This window comes from Pseudorhodoplanes sinuspersici (assembly GCF_002119765.1).
Classification (GTDB): Bacteria; Pseudomonadota; Alphaproteobacteria; order Rhizobiales; family Xanthobacteraceae; genus Pseudorhodoplanes; species Pseudorhodoplanes sinuspersici.
Genome location: NZ_CP021112.1, coordinates 1,169,244 through 1,184,528, shown reverse-complemented (window position 1 = coordinate 1,184,528; position 15,285 = coordinate 1,169,244). Strand labels below are relative to the sequence as shown.

Sequence of the window (15,285 nt, the reverse complement as noted above, 5' to 3'; positions counted from 1 at the left end):
CACACTGGGAGGACTTCAATGAAAAGACGGGCACTCGCCCCTTTGCTGGGGCTGGCTGCGGCTGGCTATCTGATCGGCATGTCGCCGGCAGACGCGCAAGACAAACTGAAACTCGCTGTCGGGCAACGCGGCAACTGGGACACATCGGTGTCCGAGGTCGGCCAGCGGGCCGGCATATTCAAGAAGCACGGTCTCGAACTCGAAATCGTCTACACCCAGGGCGCGGGTGAGACCCAGCAGGCCGCGATTTCCGGCAGCGTCGATATCGGTGTCGCCGCCGGAATCATGGGCGTGCTCAGCGCCTATGCGAAAGGCGCTCCGGTCCGCGTCATCGGCGCGGAGACGACCGGCGCCGCCGATCTCTACTGGTATGTCAAAGCCGATTCGCCGATCAAGACGCTGAAGGACACGGCTGGCCGGACGCTGGCCTATTCGACCAACGGGTCGTCCACCCATGGCATCGTCTCCGCCTTCATGAAGCAGTATGGCCTGACCGCCAAACCGACTGCGACAGGTGGTCCTCCCGGCACTTTGACGCAGGTCATGTCGGGTCAGATCGATATCGGCTGGGCGGCACCGCCTTTTGGCCTCGATCAACTCGACCAGAAGCAGATCCGCATTCTCGCCAGCGGCAACGATGCCGCGGCCTTCAAAGGCCAGACCGTCCGTCTGCTGATGACCACAGCGCCGGTGTTGCAATCGAAGAAGGACGCGATCGACCGCTACATGAAGGCTTACCGCGAAACGGTCGATTTCATGTACACCGATGCCGGTCTCAAGGTTTACGCGAACTGGCTGAATATCCCGGAGGCCAAGGCCCGGCGGACGCGGGACGACTTCTTCCCGAAGGATTCGATCAACCCGGACCGGATCACTGGCCTTGACGAAATCGTGAAGGATGCCGTGGCGCTGAAATTCACACCCAATGAACTGACCAAGGAGCAGCTAGGGGAATTGATCCAGATTCCGCCGCGCTGAAATTACGGGCTTTTCGAGCATCGGCCGCGGCCTATCCAGGCCGCGGCCGTCTCTTTGTCCGCTTTGCCTGCGCCCCCCGACTTCTGCTAGTACCTCGCCCGCAATCGCGGCCCGCGAGAGCATGATGCCGAAAAAGCCTGTCCCGGACTTGATCCGGGATGCGAAGCGGTTTTCGGACGACGTCATGCTCTAACGTATGAGAATCGATCAAGATGATTTTGGGTCAATTCGACCCAAAATCATCTTGATCAAAGGGCAACTGGCCGGCGTTGCAGCGGGGTTTTGCGAATGCTCGAAATGCTGCGCGCCATGGCGCGTTTTATCAGCGAGAAGATCGGCTGGCACCGGATCGGCTTTGCGCTCAGTGTCGTCATTATTGTTGCAGCGGGCGTCGTCCTGTACCGCATGCTGCACAACATCGATATCAAGGAAGTCTTCAAGGCGTTGCGGGCGACCGACGAGAAGGACTTCCTGCTGGCCGCATTATTCGTCGCCTTCGGCTACTTCACGCTGACATTCTACGATCTGTTTGCCCTTCGCACGATCGGACGCAGCGATGTGCCTTATCCGACCGCGGCGCTGGCCGGGTTCACCAGCTATTCCGTCGGGCATAATGTCGGCGCCAGCGTCTTCACAGGCGGCGCGGTGCGTTATCGGATCTATTCCGCGCATGGCGTCAGCGCGGTCGAGGTGGCGAAAATCTGTTTCATTGCCGGCCTGACATTCTGGCTCGGCAATGCCACCGTGCTCGGCCTTGGTATCTTTTATGCGCCGGAAGCGGCGAGCGCCATCAATCAGGTGCCGCCTTGGTTCAACCGGGTCTTGGCCGTCGTGGTCCTGATCGTTCTTGTTGCCTATGTGGCCTGGGTCTGGCGGCGCCCGCGCGTGATCGGCCGCAGCGGCTGGAAAGTCACCTTGCCGGGCGGGCCGTTGACCCTTCTACAGATCGTCATCGGCATCGTCGATCTCGCCTGCTGTGCCGCCGCGATGTATCTTTTGTTGCCGGATGAGCCGCATATCAGTTTCATCACGTTGTCGGTGATCTTCGTTGCCGCAACGCTGCTTGGCTTTGCGAGCCATTCGCCCGGCGGTCTTGGCGTGTTCGATGCCGCAATGCTGGTGGCGTTGTGGCAATTCGACAAGGAACAACTGCTGGCCAGTCTGCTGCTGTTTCGGCTGCTTTACTACATCATCCCGTTCGCACTCGCGCTTGCGATCCTTGGCGGGCGCGAAATCATCAAAGGACTTTACACGACGCGCGTTCCACCCCTTGCAACCATCACCGCCGATGTGCTGGTAGAACCGAAGGAACGTGAAACGATTGCGAGCAGCGGCGGCGCCGGTCAAAGGCCGTCCCACGGTAATGGACCAAAGCAGTGATCCGAGGCCTTCAATAGTAGGGCTGGGCAAAAAGTTCGGCCGATACGGCCCGTGGATCATGGCGGCGATTGCAGCCGTCACTATCGCTGTGCCGCTGTTCAGCGGAGGTCTGCGCCCGGCGCTGGCCGTTCCTGCACTCGTCATCCTTGCGGTTGCTGCATGGTATTTCAGCCGGCTGCAGGCGAGCAACGATAGTGCCGCAAGTGGCAACGCCCTCCCCATACCGCAGGACGATCATTTCCTCGCCGACGTGATCGGGGCGCTTCCGGATCCGACCATTCTGCTGGATACGGATGGGCGCGTTGTGACGCTGAATGCGATGGCCAGCACCATCGCCCCTTCGCTCCGGCCGGGCGAACTGGCCATGCTGGCCTTGCGCATTCCGGAGGTGGTCGATGCGGTGCGGCGGGCTGGCGTGAGCCGTCGGCCCGAACGCGCCGAGTTTGCCGAGCGCGTTCCGTCCGAGCGGTGGTTCGAAGTCATCGTCACACCGATGCCGGATGAGGACGGGCATGCGGGGCGCTCGACCCAGCGCCTGTTGCTGACGTTTCGCGATCTCTCGCCGATCCGGCGGGTCGAGGAAATGCGGGTCGATTTCGTCGCCAATGCCAGCCACGAATTGCGCACCCCGCTCGCGGCGCTTTCGGGTTTCATCGAGACGCTGAAAGGGCCGGCGCGCAACGATACCGCCGCGCGGGAGCGTTTCCTCGACATCATGGAGGCGCAGGCCAAACGCATGGCGCGGCTGATCGACGATCTCCTGTCGTTGTCGCGGATCGAGCTGTCTGCGCATGTGCGTCCGCAGACGCCGGTGGAATTGCTGCCGATCATTCGCCAGGTGGTCGATGCGCTGCAGATGCTGGCACGGGACCGCGGCGTGACCGTTACCGTTTCCGCGCCCAAGGAGCCGCTGGTGGTGTCCGGCGACCGGGACGAGCTGACGCGGGTGTTCGAAAACCTGATCGAGAATGCTCTGAAATACGGGGCGTCGGGCAAGCGCGTGGAAATTACCCTGTCGCGCGCGTTCAATGTCAGTGGCGGCGAGGAAGCGGTCGCGGCGGTGCGCGATTACGGCCCCGGCATTTCCGGCGAGCATCTGCCGCGGCTGACCGAGCGCTTCTATCGCGTGGACGTGACCGAGAGTCGGGCGCAGGGGGGGACCGGTCTCGGGCTCGCTTTGGTCAAGCACATCATGAACCGCCATCGCGGCCGGCTGAATATCGAGAGCCGGTCGGGCGAGGGGGCGACTTTTACCGTCCGGTTGCCGATGTCCACAGGCCTAATGCCGGCAACGCGAAAAAATAGCTGATTTTTCAATAAGTTACATTGTCATTCAGGTGTCATCTGGCCGTCATAGAACCGAAGGCATGTCACCCTAGCTGACGGGGTGCAACCGGGTTGGTCTTCCCCTTTTTCATTTCCAATGCCGACCGCCCCGCACAAACTCGAAGGAGAGATGCTTTGAAACCCCAGACCTTCGCCAGCGCCTTTGCGCTCGTGGCGGCCGGTATGCTCGTTGCCGGCACTGCCCAAGCTCGCGACCAGATCCGTATCGTCGGTTCGTCCACCGTTTATCCGTTCACCACAGCCGTTGCCGAGCAGCTCGGTAAGACCGGCGGCGTGAAGACTCCGGTCGTCGAATCCACCGGAACCGGTGGCGGCATGAAGCTGTTCTGCGCTGGCGTCGGCGAGGAGCATCCGGACGCGACCAATGCCTCGCGCCGCATGAAGAAGACCGAACTGGACATGTGCCAGAAGAACGGCGTCAAGGACGTCGTCGAGATCAATATCGGCTTCGACGGCCTGACCATTGCTCAGTCGAAGCAGGGCACGCCGATCAAGCTGACGCTCCCGCAATTGCTGCTGGCTGTTGCGAAGCAGGTTCCCGGACCGGACGGAAAACTGATCCCGAACCCGAACAAGAACTGGTCCGACATCGACAAGTCGCTGCCGAACTTCAAGATCGAAGTGCTTGGTCCTCCGCCGACCTCCGGCACCCGTGACTCGTTCCATGAGCTGCTTCTTGAAAAGGGCGCCGAGCAGATCCCCGCTCTTGCACAACTGAAGAAGTCGGATCCGAAGGCGTTTGACTCGGTTTGGAAAACGCTTCGCGAAGACGGCGTTTACGTCGAAGCCGGTGAGAACGACAATCTGATCGTCGCCAAGCTGGAGCAGAACAAGAATGCCTTCGGCGTGTTCGGCTATTCCTTCCTGGAAGAGAATGCCGCGAAGCTGCGTGGCGTGCCGCTCAACGGCTCCGAGCCGGAATTCGACAACATCACGAGCGGCAAATATCCGGGCGCTCGCCGGATGTATGTCTATCTGAAGAAGGCCCATGTCGGCATCGTGCCGGGCATCGACAAGTTTGCGGTCGAATATGTTTCCCCGAAAGCGATCGGCGAAGATGGCTATCTCGCCAAGAAAGGTCTTGTGACCCTGCCGAAGGCGGAAGCAGACGCGGTGCGCAAGTCGATCACCGACATGAAGCCTGTGTCGGCTGACGCGCTCGGTTCATAAGCGACAATTGAGCGGTCGCGCAGGTTGCGCGGCCGCTCTCTTCAACGAAGCGAAGCCGATAAAGGCCCGCAATGATAACTGTCCTATCGATATCAGGTACGAAGCCGGTTTTTTCCGGGGGGTGTTGAGGCCATGACGTCGCTGTATTTCCTCGGCCTCGCGGTCCTGGTGATCGCTGGTTATTTTCTCGGGCGCTCGCGCGCGGTCGTTGCGGGCGGCAACGTCCAGCTGCATTCGCGTCCGGTTTATCACGGCGCCTTCGTGGTGATCAGCGTGCTGATCCCGATGCTGCTGATCTTCCTTGTCGCGGTTCCGATCGCCGACAAGATCGTGAATACGCAAGCCATCAGTGCGCTGGACCCCAATCTGCTCGACGACGATCTCAAGCGCGGCGCGGCGATGCGCGACATCCTGGCCGTCGCGTCCGGCAATTACCCCGGGCAGCCGAGTGTTGCGCTGAAAAATGCAGCCGATGTTTATACGTCGCTGCGGTCCTGGACCAATACATTGATCCTCGGGGCCGGCTGGATTTTCGGCCTTCTCGGCATCGCATACGCATTCCGTATGCTGTCGGCGGAGTTCCGTGCCCGCAATAATGTCGAGACCGTTGTCAAATACGTGCTGCTGGCCGCGGCATGCGTGGCGGTTCTGACGACCATCGGTATCCTGTTCTCGGTTTTGTTCGAGACCATTCGATTCTTCCAGAAGGTCTCTCCGCTGGACTTCCTGTTTGGGACGCATTGGAGCCCGCAAACCGCCATCCGTGAGGATCAGGTCGGCTCCTCAGGCGCCTTCGGCATCGTGCCGCTGGTCGCAGGCACCCTCCTGATCACCACGATTGCGATGCTGATTGCAGGTCCGGTCGGTTTGTTTGCAGCCATATACATGGCCGAATACGCCACGCCGCGTTTTCGCGCTTTCGCAAAGCCCATTCTCGAAATCCTCGCCGGTATTCCGACGGTGGTGCTCGGCTTCTTCGCTGCGCTCAGCCTTGCGCCGTGGGTCCGAGGCGCTGGCGAATCCATCGGTTTGAATGTCGCCTCCGAAAGCGCGCTGGCCGCGGGTATCGTCATGGGCATGATGATCATCCCGTTCGTGTCATCCCTGTCCGACGACGTGATCAACGCGGTGCCGCAATCGTTGCGCGATGGGTCCTATGGCATGGGCGCGACGAGATCGGAAACGATCAAAAAGGTGGTGTTGCCGGCTGCGCTGCCCGGCATCGTGTCAGCTTTCATGCTCGCCATCAGCCGCGCGGTCGGCGAAACCATGATCGTGGTGATGGCTGCAGGTCTCGCGGCCAACCTCACCTTCAATCCGCTCGAAGCGGTGACGACCTTTACCGTGCAGATCAAGACGATCCTTGTCGGCGACCAGGAATTCGACAGCGCCAAGACGCTGGCGGCCTTCGCTCTGGGCTTCGTCCTCTTCTTCTTCACACTCGCACTCAATGTGATCGCGATGCAGATCGTGAAGCGATATCGAGAACAATATGACTGATACGACCCTTTCCGGAGTTCGCACGATCGATCTCGGAACCGACGCTGCAAGAGCGCGCGTCAAGGCACGATATCGCGCCGAGGCCCGGTTCCGTTTCTATGGTCTCGCCGCGATCGGGCTCACGGCGATATTCCTGGTGGTCGTTCTGACCGACATCATTGTGAAAGGCCTTCCGGCCTTCACGCAGAACTCGCTCCAGCTGAACGTCAACATTGATCCGGCAGAGATCGATCCGAAAGGATCGCGAAACCCGGACGATATTCGTGCGGGTGATTTCCAGGCGCTTGTCCGCAACGCTTTGAGGGCGGAGTTCCCGGATGCCAAGGATCGTACGGCGCGGCGACAGCTCGACAGCATCCTGTCATCGGGAGCGTCCGATTACCTGCGCGAGCGTGTCGTCGCCGATCCTTCGCTCATCGGCCAGACCGTCACCGTGCCGGTCCTGATGTCGTCCGACGGCGACCTTTATTTCAAAGGCATCGGCACCAAGGTGGTCAAAGCCGCAGGCCTCGGCACCGCCACGCCGAGTGGAACGTCCGGTGAAATCGAGATCAAGTCGACCTCGAACGACTTCGCCAATGCGCTTGCGCTGGTCAAGCAAGCACTGACAACACAGGCGCGCAATGAAGCGCGTGAGGCCGAGCGCCTGCAGGGTTTTGCAACAAGTGCCGAAACGCGCGCAAAGGGGCTCGAAGCCGACATTGCGGCGGCAAAAAGCGCCAATAACGCTTCTCGAGTCGCTGCGCTTGAATCTCAGTTGGCGGCAGCCACGGAGGAGGCGACGTCGCTGTCTGGCCGTGCGAAGGAATTGCGGGAGGACGTCGCCGCGCTGGAGCAGCGTTACAAGAACCCGACCGCGCCGGAGCCGATCACCGATCGCATGCCGAGCCTTCTCATCGCGATCAATGGCGGTGTCGTGAAGGTTACGGACGTCAGCGGGGATGGCGTGAAGGGCGACACCTTGATCTCGCTGAGCTCGGCCGATCCTGCGGCGCCCGGCGCATGGCAAATCGTGAACTATCAGACGCCGGAAGGCAGCCGTCGCCTCAACGACCGCGTGGTGACTTGGCTCGATGTGCTGAAGGAAAGAGGTCTTGTCCAGAGCCAGTTCAACTGGCGGTTCTTCTCCTCCGGCGATAGCCGCGAGCCGGAACTGGCGGGTATTCGGGGTGCGCTTGTGGGTTCGGCGCTGACCCTGCTCGTGACGCTGGTGCTGTGCCTTCCGCTTGGTGTCGCTGGCGCGATCTACCTGGAAGAATTCGCGCCGAAGAACTGGCTGACCGAAATCATCGAGGTCAACATCAACAATCTTGCTGCGGTGCCTTCGATCGTGTTCGGCCTGCTGGGCCTCGCCGTATTCCTCAATTTCTTCGGACTGCCGCGCTCCGCGCCATTGGTGGGCGGCCTGGTCCTGGCGCTGCTGGTGCTGCCGACGATCATCATCGCATCGCGTGCTGCCTTGAAGGCGGTTCCACCCTCCATCAAGGAGGCTGCCCTCGGCATTGGCGCCTCGAAACAGCAGGCGATCTTCCACCATGTTCTGCCGCTGGCGATGCCGGGCATCATGACCGGCACGATCATCGGCATGGCGCATGCGCTCGGCGAGACTGCGCCGCTCCTCATGATCGGCATGGTCGCGTTCATCGTCGAGCCTGCCACCAGCATCTTTCAATCTGCGACAGTGATGCCGGTTCAAATCTATCTGTGGTCTGATTTGCCGGAAATCGGTTTCCAGGCGCGCACCGCCGCTGCGATCATGGTGCTTCTGGCCTTCCTGTTTGTCATGAACGGTACTGCAATCATCCTGCGTAAACGCTTCGAGCGGCGCTGGTAAGAAATCGGGAGTTGGAGATGCTGGCTATGAATGCCATGGTTAAACCCGCAGCCGATGCTGTTGTGGCCGATGCTGCGAAGGCGCCGGCCAAAGTGGTCGCACGCAACGTCAACGTCTATTACGGCGACAAGCACGCCTTGAAGGATGTCAGTGTCGATATTCCCGAGCGCTCGGTGATGGCATTCATCGGACCGTCGGGTTGCGGCAAGTCGACCTTCCTGCGTTGCATCAACCGCATGAACGACACCATCCCGTCGGCGCGGGTGACGGGCAATATCGAGATCGACAATCTCGATATCTATGACAAATCCCTCGATGTTGTGCAGTTGCGTGCGCGTGTCGGCATGGTGTTCCAGAAGCCGAATCCGTTCCCGAAGTCGATCTACGAGAACGTGGCCTATGGTCCCCGCATTCACGGCATGGCCCGCTCGAAGGCCGATCTCGACGAAATCGTCACCGCCAGTCTGAAAAGGGCCGGTCTTTACGAAGAGGTGAAGGATCGCTTGTCCGATCCTGGCACCGGGCTTTCCGGCGGTCAGCAGCAGCGTCTTTGCATCGCCCGGGCGATCGCTGTGGGTCCGGAAGTGATCCTGATGGACGAGCCGTGTTCGGCGCTCGATCCGATCGCGACCGCGCGTATCGAAGAGCTGATCGACGAATTGAGGCAGAACTTCACGATCATCATCGTGACCCACTCGATGCAGCAGGCCGCCCGCGTATCGCAGCGGACCGCTTTCTTCCATCTCGGCAATCTGGTGGAGGAGGGCCCTACAGAAACGGTCTTCACGACACCACATGATCGTCGGACACAGGATTACATCACCGGTCGCTTCGGCTGACCGGCCGCTGCAAGAGCGAGGACGAGACAATGTCTAACCATATTACCAAGGCCTTCGACGCCGACCTGCAGGAACTCAATCGCATGGTCGCCGAAATGGGCGGCCTCGCCGAGAAGGAAATTGCCGAGTCGGTTCACGCTCTGACGCGCCGGGATACGACCACGGCGCTCAAGGTGATCGCATCGGACGAGCAGGTTGACACCCTTCAGCGGGAAATCGAGGAAAAGGCGGTTCTGACGATTGCGCGCCGCCAGCCGATGGCGGTCGACCTGCGCGAGGTCGTCGGCGCAATGCGCGTCGCCAACGAGATCGAGCGGATCGGCGACCTGGCCAAGAATATCAGCAAGCGGGTGCTGGATCTCAATGGCGAATACCCCTCGCTGAAGCTGATCCGCGGCGTCGAACATATGGGCACGCTGGTTCTGACCCAGCTCAAGCGGGTGCTGGATGCCTATGCCGCCCGCAACATCGACGATGCGATGGAGGTGTGGAAGCGTGACGAGGAAATCGATGCGATGTGCGTGTCGCTGTTCCGCGAATTGCTGACCTATATGATGGAAGACCCGCGCAACATCACCTTCTGCATCCATCTTCTGTTCTCGGCCAAGAATATCGAGCGGATGGGCGATCATGCGACCAATATCGCCGAGACGGTGCATTACATGATGAAGGGCGAGCCGTTGACGCTCGAACGTCCGAAAGCCGACACCACCAGCTTTGCGCCCGTCGGCATCCAAGGCTGAATGAGACGCTGATGATGAGTGGACCGAATGCGCGCATCCTGATTGTCGAAGACGAGGAACCGCTTTCTCTCCTGTTGCGCTATAATCTTGAGACCGAGGGTTACGAGGTCGAAACCGTGACCCGCGGCGACGATGCCGATACGCGGCTGCGGGAAAGCACGCCAGACCTTGTCGTGCTCGACTGGATGTTGCCGGGTCTCTCGGGAATCGAGCTGTGCCGGCGGTTGCGGACGCGCCCTGAAACCAAGTCGATGCCGATCATCATGCTGACCGCGCGCGGCGAGGAGAGCGAGCGCGTGCGCGGTCTGTCGACCGGTGCGGACGATTACGTCACCAAGCCGTTTTCGGTGCCGGAACTTGTGGCGCGTATTCGCGCCCTGCTGCGCCGGTCCCGGCCGGAACGGCTGGCCGATATTCTGACGCTCGGCGAGATCGAGCTTGACCGGGTGAAGAAGCGGGTCTCGCGTGGTGGCCGTGATGTGGATCTTGGGCCGACGGAATTCCGGTTGCTGGAATTTCTGATGGAGCGTCCGGGCCGCGTTTTCACGCGCGAGCAGTTGCTCGACGGCGTCTGGGGCAGCGAAGTCTATATCGACGAACGCACGGTCGATGTGCATGTCGGTCGGCTGCGCAAGGCGCTCAATCGCGGCCGTGACGGCGATCCGATCCGGACCGTGCGTGGCTCGGGCTATTCGATCGACGATCGCTTCGGCAAGGCGAGCTGATCGATAGATCCGCGCTATCGCTGAACCCGCATGATCTGAAAAAGAAACGCCCCGGATTGTGGTCCGGGGCGTTTTCTTTCGTCTGCTCGTCCGCCGCGATGCTCAGCGATGGGCCGGCCGCTTGTCGCGCCGCGCCGCCGGCGGCTGATAGGCGATGCGCGAGTGATAGGCGCAATAGGGCAGGCTGGTCAGTGCATGGCCGCCGCAGAAATAGAAGTCCTGGGTCGCGGGGTCGCCGATCGGCCACCGGCAGGTCTGTTCGTTGAGCTCGAGCAAGGTGCGGCGCTGGCCCATCGGAACGACATTTTCGACCGGCGCCTGTTCGGGCTCGACTTCGTAGTCATAGGCGTAGGCATGCGCCAGGGCCGTATTCCCCCGGACCACGGGTCTTGCGACCCTCAGCATATGGGTCGTTCGTGGCTTGCGCGGCCGCGGCGCGCTGGCCGAGGGCGCCTTTGTCCGTCCGGAAAGCCCGAGACGGTGGACCTTGCCGATCACCGCATTCCGGGTAATTCCGCCGAGTTCCGCCGCGATCTGGCTGGCTGAAAGGCCATCCGACCAGAGCTTTTTGAGTTGCTCGACCCGTTCGTCCGTCCACGTCATTGAGCCTCTCCTGTCAGCATGGTGTTCGCGGAATCCGAATCCCTCATCGGGCAGCGCAAAGCCGCCGACGCTACGCACACCACTGGTAGATTTGAATTTAGGTCCGCCGCACGAGATGTCGTATCCGACAGATGGGACACTACAAGATGGCTGGACTCGGCCGCAAGAGTCCGCGAAGCCACATCCCCATAAAGGTGTTCATTTCCTCGCTTTATTCAACGAAATGCGGCATTGCATTACCGTTCGCGTGTGTTGACAGCGGGGGGAGCACACCTAGAATGTGCATAAGTGCCGCCCGCCGGGGCGGCATATTTCGTTTTTGTTCTGCGTCTTGGGACGCAAATTCTGCCGGACCATCGCCGTGCTCTCACATCTTCTGCCGACTTACGCCCGTGCCGAACTCGCTTTTGAGCGGGGAGAAGGGGTGTGGCTCACGGCCACGACGGGAGAGCGCTATCTGGATTTCTCGTCCGGCGTTGCCGTCAATGTGCTGGGTCATGCGCATCCTGTCCTCGTGGAAGCGCTGACCGACCAGGCTCACAAGCTCTGGCACGTCTCGAACCTGTTCCAGATGCCGGAGGCTGAAAAGCTCGCCAAGCGTCTGTGCAGCGCGAGCTTTGCCGATGTGGTCTTTTTCGCCAATTCCGGCGCGGAGGCGATGGAAGCGGCGATCAAGACCGCGCGCAAATTCCATGCGGCCAATGGCCAGCCCGAACGCGTCGGCATCATTACGTTCGAAGGCGCCTTCCATGGCCGCACGCTGGCGACGCTCGCCGCCGGCGGCCAGCAGAAATATCTTGAAGGCTTCGGCCCCGTGGCCGGCGGCTTCACACAGGTTGCCTTCGGCGATCTCGACGCAGTGAAGAAGGCGATCACGCCGGAAACTGCGGCGATCATCATGGAGCCGGTGCAGGGCGAAGGCGGCGTGCGCGTCGTCCCGGGTGAATTCATGCGGGCGATGCGCGAGCTGTGCGACGAGCACGGTTTGATGCTGGTCTTCGACGAAGTGCAGACCGGTCTCGGCCGCACCGGCGAATTGTTCGGCTATCAGCGCAGCGGCATTTCTCCCGACATCATGGCGCTGGCCAAGGCGCTCGGCGGCGGTTTCCCGATCGGCGCATGCCTTGCGACCAGCGAAGCGGCAAAGGGCATGACCGTGGGCACGCATGGCTCGACCTTCGGCGGCAATCCGCTGGCGACGCGTGTCGGCAATGCCGTACTCGATGTCGTGCTGGCGCCCGGCTTCCTCGATCATTCGCGCAAGATGGCGCTGCTGCTGAAACAGCGGCTGGCGGAGCTTAAGGATCGCCATGCGTCGATCATTTCCGAAGTGCGCGGCGAAGGTCTGCTGATCGGTCTGCGCAGCGTCGTGCCGAACGGCGACCTTGTCGCCGCTTGCCGCGCCGAAAAGCTGCTGACCGTCGCGGCCGGCGATAACGTGGTGCGTCTGTTGCCACCGCTGATCATCAGCGAGGACGACATTGCCGAAGCCATCGGCATGATCGACCGGGCCTGTACACGCCTCACCGCCCATCAGCCATCAGCCAACAAGGTTGCATCGTGATGGCCAAGCACAAACTTCGCCACTTCATCGATCTGATCGATGTCCCGTCGGCCGATCTGCGGGCGATTATCGCGTCCGCGCGCGCCATGAAGAAATCGAAAGGCGGCACGAGAGCCAAGCGTCCGCTGGCCAGTCAGACTCTGGCCATGATTTTCGACAAGCCCTCGACCCGTACGCGCATCTCGTTTGAGGTCGCGATGCGGCAGCTTGGCGGTGACGTGGTCATGCTGACCGGGGCGGAGATGCAACTCGGCCGCGGCGAATCCATTCCCGATACGGCGCGGGTGATGTCGCGCTTCGTCGATGCGGTGATGATCCGCACGCTGGAGCACGATCTCATTACCGAGATGGCGGAATACGCAACCGTGCCGGTGATCAACGGTCTGAGCAGACGGTCGCATCCCTGCCAGGTGATGGCCGATGTGATGACCTTCGAAGAGCATCTCGGTGCGATCAAGAACAGGACCGTCGCCTGGACCGGCGATGCCAATAACGTGCTGGTCTCGTGGATGCATGCCGCCGAGCGGTTCGATTTCCGCCTCAATGTGGCGACCCCGCCGGAACTGGCGCCGCAGAAATGGCTGCTGGACTGGATCGAAAGTTCCGGTGCGGCGATCCATATCGGCACCGATCCCGAAGAAGCGGTCAAAGGCGCCGATTGCGTCGTCACCGATACCTGGGTGTCGATGGGCGACGAGGCATCAAAGGCCAACCGGCACAACCTTTTGCAGCCCTATCAGGTCAACGCCCGGCTGATGGCGAAAGCCAATCCCGACGCCATTTTCATGCATTGCCTTCCCGCCCATCGTGGCGAGGAAGTGACCGATGAGGTGATGGACGGTCCGCAATCGGTGGTTTTCGACGAGGCGGAGAACCGCTTGCATGCGCAGAAGGGCATCCTTACTTGGTGCCTGAACGCCACCATTCGGTAATTCCGCGACGATTTTGGGCCTTGCCCCAAAGTCGTCGTGATCGTTTTTTGCTTTATCCGAACCTGGTGCCGTCCGCACGTCCATGACCCGCTGGCGCGAGTGGCTTCGCGCAGCGGATATCTCTGTTTCAACTTCCGGCATGCGCTCCATGAATATCGACATCCCGACCCGCACACCGTCTCCCCAATCAATCGACGACACCATCCTGCCATTCGAAGTGGCGGCGTTGGATTTGCGCGGCCGCGTGGTCCGGCTGGGACCTGCGGTCGATGAAATCCTGGCGCGGCACGATTATCCGCTGCCGGTGTCGAAGCTTCTCGGCGAAGCCATCGCGCTCGCGGCTCTGTTCGGCTCGTCGTTGAAATTCGACGGTCGTTTCATCATGCAGACCCAGAGCGATGGACCGGTACGCATGCTGGTCGTGGACTATGCGACTGGCGGGCGCATTCGTGCCTGTGCGCGATTCGATCGCCCGCGCGTCGATGCAGCCATCGCCGAGGGCAAGGATTCGCCTGGCGAATTGCTCGGTAAAGGCCATCTGGCAATGACCATCGACCAGGGTGCCGACATGAACCGTTATCAGGGCGTCGTCGCGCTGGATGGCGGCGGGCTTGAGGATGCCGCGCATGAGTATTTCATGCGCTCGGAGCAGATCCCGACACGGGTGCGGCTTGCCGTTGCGGAGGAGCTTCGCTCCGGCAACAACGGAGCGACGCATCGCTGGCGCGCGGGCGGCATCATGCTGCAATTCCTGCCGAAGTCGGAGGACCGCATGCGTGTGCCCGATCTCGATCCGGGCGATGCGCCGGAAGGCGCGGAAATCCATACGGCGGAGGAAGACGATGCCTGGGTCGAAGGTAAGGCATTGGTGGAAACGGTCGAGGATATCGAGCTGATCGATCCCGATCTGTCGACCGAGCGGCTGGTCTATCGCCTGTTCCACGAGCGCGGCGTGCGCGTCTTCGACAATGCCAATGTCGAAGCGCAATGCTCCTGCTCGCGCGACAGCGTCGAAGCGATGCTCAAGAGCTTCTCGCAGGATGATCGCGACCACATGGTCGAAGACGGCAAGATCGCGGTGACCTGCGAGTTCTGCAATCGCACCTACGATTTCGCGCCCGATGAGGTCGGTGCGAATGGGGGCGGGGCGCAGTAGTTCCCTTAATCCGCCCTCATCCTGAGGAGCGCACGACGTGCATCTCAAAGGATAAGGCCGCGCGGTGGTGCGGAGATTACGCCGATTGATCTCCGCAATTTATGCGGGGAAAAACTTGCGCCTGCCTTCCTTCACCCTCCCCCTACGCAAGTCGGATGTTTCCGACTTGCGTAGTCAGCAAACCTGAAGTCGCGTGCACGCGACTTCAGTGGGAGGGTGAATTACTACGCTGGCCCGCCTTCTCAATTCGGCCGCGACCCACGGGCAAGCGCGATATCGAGGATCTCATCAGAAAGAACATTCTGAAACGAGACGCGGCTGGCGGGCGTAGCACCAGCTATTCCCTTGTCGAGATCGCATGAGCCGGCCAAGGTACGACGCGCTTCGTTTTAATGTCGGCTTTTGATGGCCTCGCCCAACCATGGGATGACATGAATGGCTGCGTTCAATGCTGCATCATTCGTTGGATATGCGATGTCTGAATAGTATTGCACAGGCGTCCACTCTCCCACGT

At 61.0% G+C, this 15,285-nt stretch carries 12 protein-coding genes and 2 pseudogenes; 13 read left to right on the top strand and 1 reads right to left on the bottom strand.

All coding sequences use genetic code 11. The annotated features are described in order from the left end of the window. The first annotated feature begins 18 nt into the window (after window positions 1-18). The 10 genes and pseudogenes from CAK95_RS05905 (at window position 19) to phoB (ending at window position 10,516) form a co-directional block, all read left to right on the top strand. A complete protein-coding gene (locus tag CAK95_RS05905; RefSeq protein WP_086087087.1) occupies window positions 19-978 on the top strand; it encodes an ABC transporter substrate-binding protein in 960 nt (319 codons plus the stop codon). Between the two features lie 288 nt (window positions 979-1,266). Then, a complete protein-coding gene (locus tag CAK95_RS05900; protein ID WP_086087086.1) occupies window positions 1,267-2,358 on the top strand; it encodes a lysylphosphatidylglycerol synthase domain-containing protein in 1,092 nt (363 codons plus the stop codon). A gap of 58 nt (window positions 2,359-2,416) precedes the next feature. Further along, on the top strand, window positions 2,417-3,667 hold the full coding sequence (locus CAK95_RS05895) for an ATP-binding protein (RefSeq protein ID WP_086087085.1): 1,251 nt from the start codon (window positions 2,417-2,419) through the stop codon (window positions 3,665-3,667). A 152-nt stretch (window positions 3,668-3,819) separates the two neighbouring features. Next, the gene (locus CAK95_RS05890; protein ID WP_245303642.1) at window positions 3,820-4,875 is read left to right on the top strand and encodes a PstS family phosphate ABC transporter substrate-binding protein; all 1,056 of its coding nucleotides are present in this window, start codon (window positions 3,820-3,822) and stop codon (window positions 4,873-4,875) included. A 132-nt stretch (window positions 4,876-5,007) separates the two neighbouring features. Next, a complete protein-coding gene (pstC, locus tag CAK95_RS05885) occupies window positions 5,008-6,375 on the top strand; it encodes a phosphate ABC transporter permease subunit PstC (protein WP_086087084.1) in 1,368 nt (455 codons plus the stop codon). Further along, a pseudogene (locus CAK95_RS30285) lies at window positions 6,368-6,850 on the top strand (DUF3333 domain-containing protein); the annotation flags it as partial. The gene pstC and the pseudogene CAK95_RS30285, both read left to right, overlap by 8 nt. A 537-nt stretch (window positions 6,851-7,387) precedes the next feature. Beyond that, window positions 7,388-8,209, top strand: a pseudogene (gene pstA, locus CAK95_RS30280) (phosphate ABC transporter permease PstA); the annotation flags it as partial. 35 nt (window positions 8,210-8,244) lie between these two features. Next, window positions 8,245-9,048 carry a phosphate ABC transporter ATP-binding protein PstB gene (gene pstB, locus CAK95_RS05875; protein WP_245303783.1) on the top strand — a complete coding sequence of 268 codons (804 nt, stop codon included), beginning with the start codon at window positions 8,245-8,247 and terminating at the stop codon, window positions 9,046-9,048. Window positions 9,049-9,077: 29 nt separating this feature from the next. After that, window positions 9,078-9,791, top strand: coding sequence for a phosphate signaling complex protein PhoU (gene phoU, locus CAK95_RS05870; protein WP_086087081.1), 714 nt, complete (start codon window positions 9,078-9,080; stop codon window positions 9,789-9,791). An 11-nt stretch (window positions 9,792-9,802) separates the two neighbouring features. After that, window positions 9,803-10,516 (top strand): phosphate regulon transcriptional regulator PhoB, encoded by a 714-nt coding sequence (gene phoB, locus CAK95_RS05865; RefSeq protein ID WP_245303641.1) that lies wholly within the window; start codon window positions 9,803-9,805, stop codon window positions 10,514-10,516. 102 nt (window positions 10,517-10,618) lie between these two features. On the opposite strand, the gene CAK95_RS05860 is transcribed toward phoB, so the two are convergent. Further along, window positions 10,619-11,119 (bottom strand): GcrA family cell cycle regulator, encoded by a 501-nt coding sequence (locus tag CAK95_RS05860; RefSeq protein ID WP_086087080.1) that lies wholly within the window; start codon window positions 11,117-11,119, stop codon window positions 10,619-10,621. A gap of 361 nt (window positions 11,120-11,480) precedes the next feature. Here CAK95_RS05860 and CAK95_RS05855 point away from each other — a divergent pair, with 361 nt between their 5' ends. From CAK95_RS05855 to CAK95_RS05845, 3 genes are all read left to right on the top strand, one after another. Next, window positions 11,481-12,683, top strand: a complete 1,203-nt coding sequence (locus CAK95_RS05855; protein WP_086091215.1) for an aspartate aminotransferase family protein — start codon at window positions 11,481-11,483, stop codon at window positions 12,681-12,683. Next, entirely contained in the window at window positions 12,683-13,615 is a 933-nt protein-coding gene (gene argF, locus CAK95_RS05850) for an ornithine carbamoyltransferase (RefSeq protein WP_086087079.1), read from the top strand. The genes CAK95_RS05855 and argF overlap by 1 nt, the downstream gene beginning before the upstream one ends. A 148-nt stretch (window positions 13,616-13,763) precedes the next feature. Beyond that, window positions 13,764-14,771, top strand: coding sequence for an Hsp33 family molecular chaperone (locus tag CAK95_RS05845; protein ID WP_183044303.1), 1,008 nt, complete (start codon window positions 13,764-13,766; stop codon window positions 14,769-14,771). Window positions 14,772-15,285 lie beyond the last annotated feature (514 nt).

What these genes read in the sequence shown, in the direction of transcription:
- phoU (WP_086087081.1), top strand. Translation starts at nt 9,078, where the DNA reads ATGTCTAACCATATTACCAAGGCCTTCGACGCCGACCTGCAGGAACTC.
- CAK95_RS05900 (WP_086087086.1), top strand. Translation starts at nt 1,267, where the DNA reads ATGCTCGAAATGCTGCGCGCCATGGCGCGTTTTATCAGCGAGAAGATC.
- pstC (WP_086087084.1), top strand. Translation starts at nt 5,008, where the DNA reads ATGACGTCGCTGTATTTCCTCGGCCTCGCGGTCCTGGTGATCGCTGGT.
- CAK95_RS05905 (WP_086087087.1), top strand. Translation starts at nt 19, where the DNA reads ATGAAAAGACGGGCACTCGCCCCTTTGCTGGGGCTGGCTGCGGCTGGC.
- CAK95_RS05845 (WP_183044303.1), top strand. Translation starts at nt 13,764, where the DNA reads ATGAATATCGACATCCCGACCCGCACACCGTCTCCCCAATCAATCGAC.
- CAK95_RS05860 (WP_086087080.1), bottom strand. Translation starts at nt 11,119, where the DNA reads ATGACGTGGACGGACGAACGGGTCGAGCAACTCAAAAAGCTCTGGTCG.
- CAK95_RS05895 (WP_086087085.1), top strand. Translation starts at nt 2,417, where the DNA reads ATGGCGGCGATTGCAGCCGTCACTATCGCTGTGCCGCTGTTCAGCGGA.
- pstB (WP_245303783.1), top strand. Translation starts at nt 8,245, where the DNA reads ATGGTTAAACCCGCAGCCGATGCTGTTGTGGCCGATGCTGCGAAGGCG.
- phoB (WP_245303641.1), top strand. Translation starts at nt 9,803, where the DNA reads ATGATGAGTGGACCGAATGCGCGCATCCTGATTGTCGAAGACGAGGAA.
- argF (WP_086087079.1), top strand. Translation starts at nt 12,683, where the DNA reads ATGGCCAAGCACAAACTTCGCCACTTCATCGATCTGATCGATGTCCCG.